Genomic DNA, 3,870 nt, shown 5'->3' on the forward strand with positions numbered 1-3,870 from the left:
GAACCAATACCAACACCGACATCAACGCCGGCACCCACTCTTACACCAGAGTCGACGCCCACTCTTGCACCACGTCGCCAGCCGCGCTTTCAACTCCGGCGTCCCCGTCCCACCTCAGAAGGGATCCCGGCTGAGGTCACACCTGCTGTGCCAACCCCACCGGCTGTAGTGGCCACGCCGAAACCAACACCTAGCCCCTTGCCTACGCCTGCTCCCACTCCAACACCTCAACCTGAGGCTACGCCTTTGCCGCGCATCACCCCTCTCCCGCTGCAAGAGCAACGCGTGCGCCAGCAGGGGTTGCGGCTTTTCCCCCCTGGGCTCCACAGCCCCTACTCGACGGATAACCTGTAGTACGCTGGCGGCTCGAAGGTTTGACTCCACAGGTAGTGTCTAAGGCTCAAAATTTACCTTAATTTGCCCTAAACTTGGGAAAGCCAAGACGACGGCTTTTCCTTGGGATCTGCCTTGGCTGGTTTGGGGCTGAGGCTTATTGACAACTCTCTCTGAAATCAGCCTCAAAAGGTTGCAGAAATGGGCCAGCAGGCCGTTCGATGCCTTGCTGGGCCGGCCTCTCCGATGGGTTTCTACAGACAAAATAGGCATCTGTAGCGATGTAGAGTGTATCAAAAAACATGTTTTTTATCTCAGTGCAATCTGGTTAACGATTAAGAGAGCATGACCGATTTTACTTGCTTTTTTCGGATCCTATTGGTCTAAGTTTTGAGTAACGGAATCGCTTTATTTTCGTAACATCTACCCGTAGATCAGGGAGCCGACAGAGCCCAGAACTGAGGCACTGCTGGCAGTAGCTCACGGACAGGACTCAATAAATTTAGTGAATCAAATAGCCGCTGAAAGTCTGCATTTTAGGTTGCCAAAACCTTTACGGAAAGGCTTTTCTACTGGTATGAATAAGGTGCTGTTTGCAGCAAGGTCGGCTTCCTAGTGGGAAGAAAGCTTGACGCGACAGCAGAAGAGAAGATTCTGACAGGGCATCAACTTATGGTGTGGGGTTGGATATGTCGGAAAATCTTGAGCTGCAAGACGCAGTGGGGCGTTTCTTAAAAATCATTGGGCGCTACTCGTTGCTCACTGCCGAGGAAGAACTGCGTCTGGCCCACCAAGTGCAGCGGATGATGGCCCTTCTGGAGCAGCGGCGGCAGCACGAGTCGCTGGAGGATTGGAGCCAACGACTGGGGATCCCTTTAGAGGAGCTGCAGCAGATCCTGCGGCAGGGGGAAGCCGCCAAGAAGCGCATGGTGGAGTGCAACCTGCGCCTGGTGGTGTCGATTGCCAAGCGCTACCGCAACCGCGGTCTGCCCTTTCTGGATCTGATTCAAGAGGGCACCATCGGCCTCACCCGCGCCGTGGAAAAGTTCGATCCCACGCGGGGGTACAAGTTCTCCACCTACGCCACCTGGTGGATCCGGCAGAGCGTGAACCGCGGCATCCAAAACAAGGGGCGCCTGATCCGGCTGCCCGCCCACATGTACGAGAAGGTCTCCCAGGTGAAGCGGCGCTACCGCGAGCTGTCCGCCGAAAGGGGATCCCGGCCTGCCGCAGAGGAAGTTTTCGATTCGCTGGATATTGGCGACAACTACCGCGAACTGATCACCCGCCACATGGCCGAGATCCGATCCCTCAACGTCGGGGTGGGGGACGAGGACGGCACTGAGCTGCAGCACTTTATCCCTGACGAAGACAACGATCCGGTCGAACATCTGAACCGGGCTGCCCATTGCGAGGAGGTGCGCGCTCTGGTGGGCCAACTGAGCGAACGCGAGCAGCAGGTAATTGTGGCCCGCTATGGGCTGGATGGGTCGAAGGGCCTGACGTTGCGGGAGATCGGGGAGCACATCGGTCTTTCGCGGGAGCGAGTCCGGCAAATTGAGCGGCGGGCCCTGCGGAAATTGCGGCGGCTGCAGCAGGAATACTCCACCCCCAAGGCCGGCAGACAGCTCAACCCCCCAAGCTAACTGGAGCCTGCCCCTCTGTAGAAGGGCTTTTTTACCACTTCGGCGGGCCGGCGCTGGCCCCGAATCTCAATCTCCAGTCGGGATCCCACCTTGGCCCAAGTTGAATCCACATATCCCAGGCCAATGCCGTAGCCCAAGGTAGGAGAATGGCTGCCGCTGGTTACCCGCCCGATCGGCTCAGGGGAGTTGGGAGCGTAGATGGCATAGCCGCTGCGGGGAATGGCTCGATCCAATAGGCGAAACCCCACCAGGCGACGCGGGATCCCTTGCTCGCGTTGACGTTCGAGGGCCAGCTTGCCAATGTAGTCCCCTGGATTGTTGACCAACCAACCCAAGTCAGCTTCCAGGGGAGTCGTGCTCTCGTCCATGTCCTGGCCGTAGAGGCAAAAAGCAGCCTCTAGGCGCAGGGTATCGCGGCAGCCGAAGCCACAGGGCTGTACTCCTGCCTGCACCAGTTGCTCCCAGAGCCAGCAGCCCTCTGGGGGGCTAAGCAAGATCTCAAAGCCGTCTTCTCCGGTGTAGCCGGTGCGGGCCACAAAGACCCTTGCCCCTGAGGATCCCCCTTTTTGAGGAGCAAACTGCCCGTGTTGAAAGCGGCGCAAAGCCTTCAGGGATCCCGCCAAAAAAGGCTGAAGAACCTCTTCCGCTGCCGGCCCCTGCACCGCCAGCAACACCTGCGACTCGGTGTGATCCTGCAGTTCCAGCCCAGGGATCCCCTGCTGCTGCAGCCACTCCCTATCTTTGTGGCGGGTGGCCGCGTTGACGATCAGGCTCCAGTGCTCCAGCTCTCCTTGCGGTGGATGCCGGTAGAAGATGACATCGTCCACAATGCCCCCCAGCGGATTGAGCAAAACCGTGTAGCGAGCGGATCCCGCCCGAACGGCGGCCAGGTCGCTGGGCACCAGCCGGCTGAGGTGGGATCCCAGCTCTGGCCCCCAGAGCTCGAACTTGCCCATGTGGGAGATGTCGAATACCCCCACCCGCTCCCGCACTGCTCGATGCTCGACCACCACCCCTTGGTACTGCAGGGGCATTTCCCAGCCGGCAAAGGAGACAAACCGCGCCCCCAAGGCTTGATGGAAGGGAAACAGGGGGGTGCGCTGCAGGGAAGTTGTGCCCATCAACGGATCTCTGAAGGTTAAGGACTAGGATAAACGCACCGTCGCAGATTCCCAGAGCTTGTCCAGGGCCTTCTGTCCCCGTTTTGGGAGGCAGCACCGTGAAGCCGTTGTCAGTTAGCCGACCCGCCTACGGTTAATTGTCCCAACACATTGATGTCGAAGGTGAAGTTAATCGTCACCGAGTTGCCCTCGTAGGCCTCAGGCAGGGGCGAAAACGGAGCTGCTCTCTGGATGGCTGTCAGCGCCGCGTCGTCGGTTTGTTGGCTGCCGGAAGTGCGGGCCAGGCGGATGCTCTGCAGCTCGCCCCCCCGACCCACCGTGAAGATTACCACCGTGCGGCGGGAAGTGCCAGTCTGCCCCGGGATCCAGTTTTGTTCCACCTTGCGCTGTAAAGCTGCCAGCCAAGGGCCCCAGTCCACATTCGCCCGCGCCGCCACACTGGGGGGGTTGGGAGCCGACTGGGTGGGGTTGGCCAAGCCGCTGGCTCCCTGGCCCTGGATCCCAGCCCCATCACTGGGAGCGGAAGCGCTGATGGGCGGCCCCAACTGGGAAGCATCGGAGGGCCGCTCGGCGGGGAGAACCTCCGGTTGGGGAGCCGGCGCAGCCGGCTGCAATTGGCTGAGATCCGAGGCCCGCTCGCTGGGCTGCACGGGTAGAGGCTCGGCGGTGGGGGGAGGCGTGGGAGCCGGCGTGGCAGGAGGAGCAGCCGCCACGGGCGGCGGGGTCTGGGTGGGAGGTGTCTCTTATACACAGCTGACGCTGCCGACGAT

The 3,870-nt window shown here is 60.4% G+C and carries 3 protein-coding genes; 1 reads left to right on the forward strand and 2 read right to left on the reverse strand.

Annotated features, from left to right (window positions below; translation table 11 throughout):
- Positions 1 to 1,022: 1,022 nt before the first annotated feature.
- Positions 1,023 to 1,979, forward strand: coding sequence for a sigma-70 family RNA polymerase sigma factor (locus NW845_RS12535; RefSeq protein WP_414366517.1), 957 nt, complete (start codon positions 1,023 to 1,025; stop codon positions 1,977 to 1,979).
- Here the strand turns inward: NW845_RS12535 and gcvT are convergent.
- Positions 1,976 to 3,100, reverse strand: a complete 1,125-nt coding sequence (gene gcvT, locus NW845_RS12540) for a glycine cleavage system aminomethyltransferase GcvT (protein WP_414378767.1) — start codon at positions 3,098 to 3,100, stop codon at positions 1,976 to 1,978. The genes NW845_RS12535 and gcvT overlap by 4 nt on opposite strands.
- Positions 3,101 to 3,210: 110 nt before the next feature.
- Entirely contained in the window at positions 3,211 to 3,813 is a 603-nt protein-coding gene (locus tag NW845_RS12545) for a TonB family protein (RefSeq protein WP_414378769.1), read from the reverse strand.
- Positions 3,814 to 3,870 lie beyond the last annotated feature (57 nt).

The sequence above is a fragment of the Synechococcus sp. H60.2 genome (assembly GCF_047462315.1).
GTDB lineage: Bacteria > Cyanobacteriota > Cyanobacteriia > Thermostichales > Thermostichaceae > Thermostichus.

Excerpts from the sequence above, each read along its gene's own strand:
- NW845_RS12535 (WP_414366517.1), top strand. The coding sequence starts at position 1,023 with ATGTCGGAAAATCTTGAGCTGCAAGACGCAGTGGGGCGTTTCTTAAAA.
- gcvT (WP_414378767.1), bottom strand. The coding sequence starts at position 3,100 with ATGGGCACAACTTCCCTGCAGCGCACCCCCCTGTTTCCCTTCCATCAA.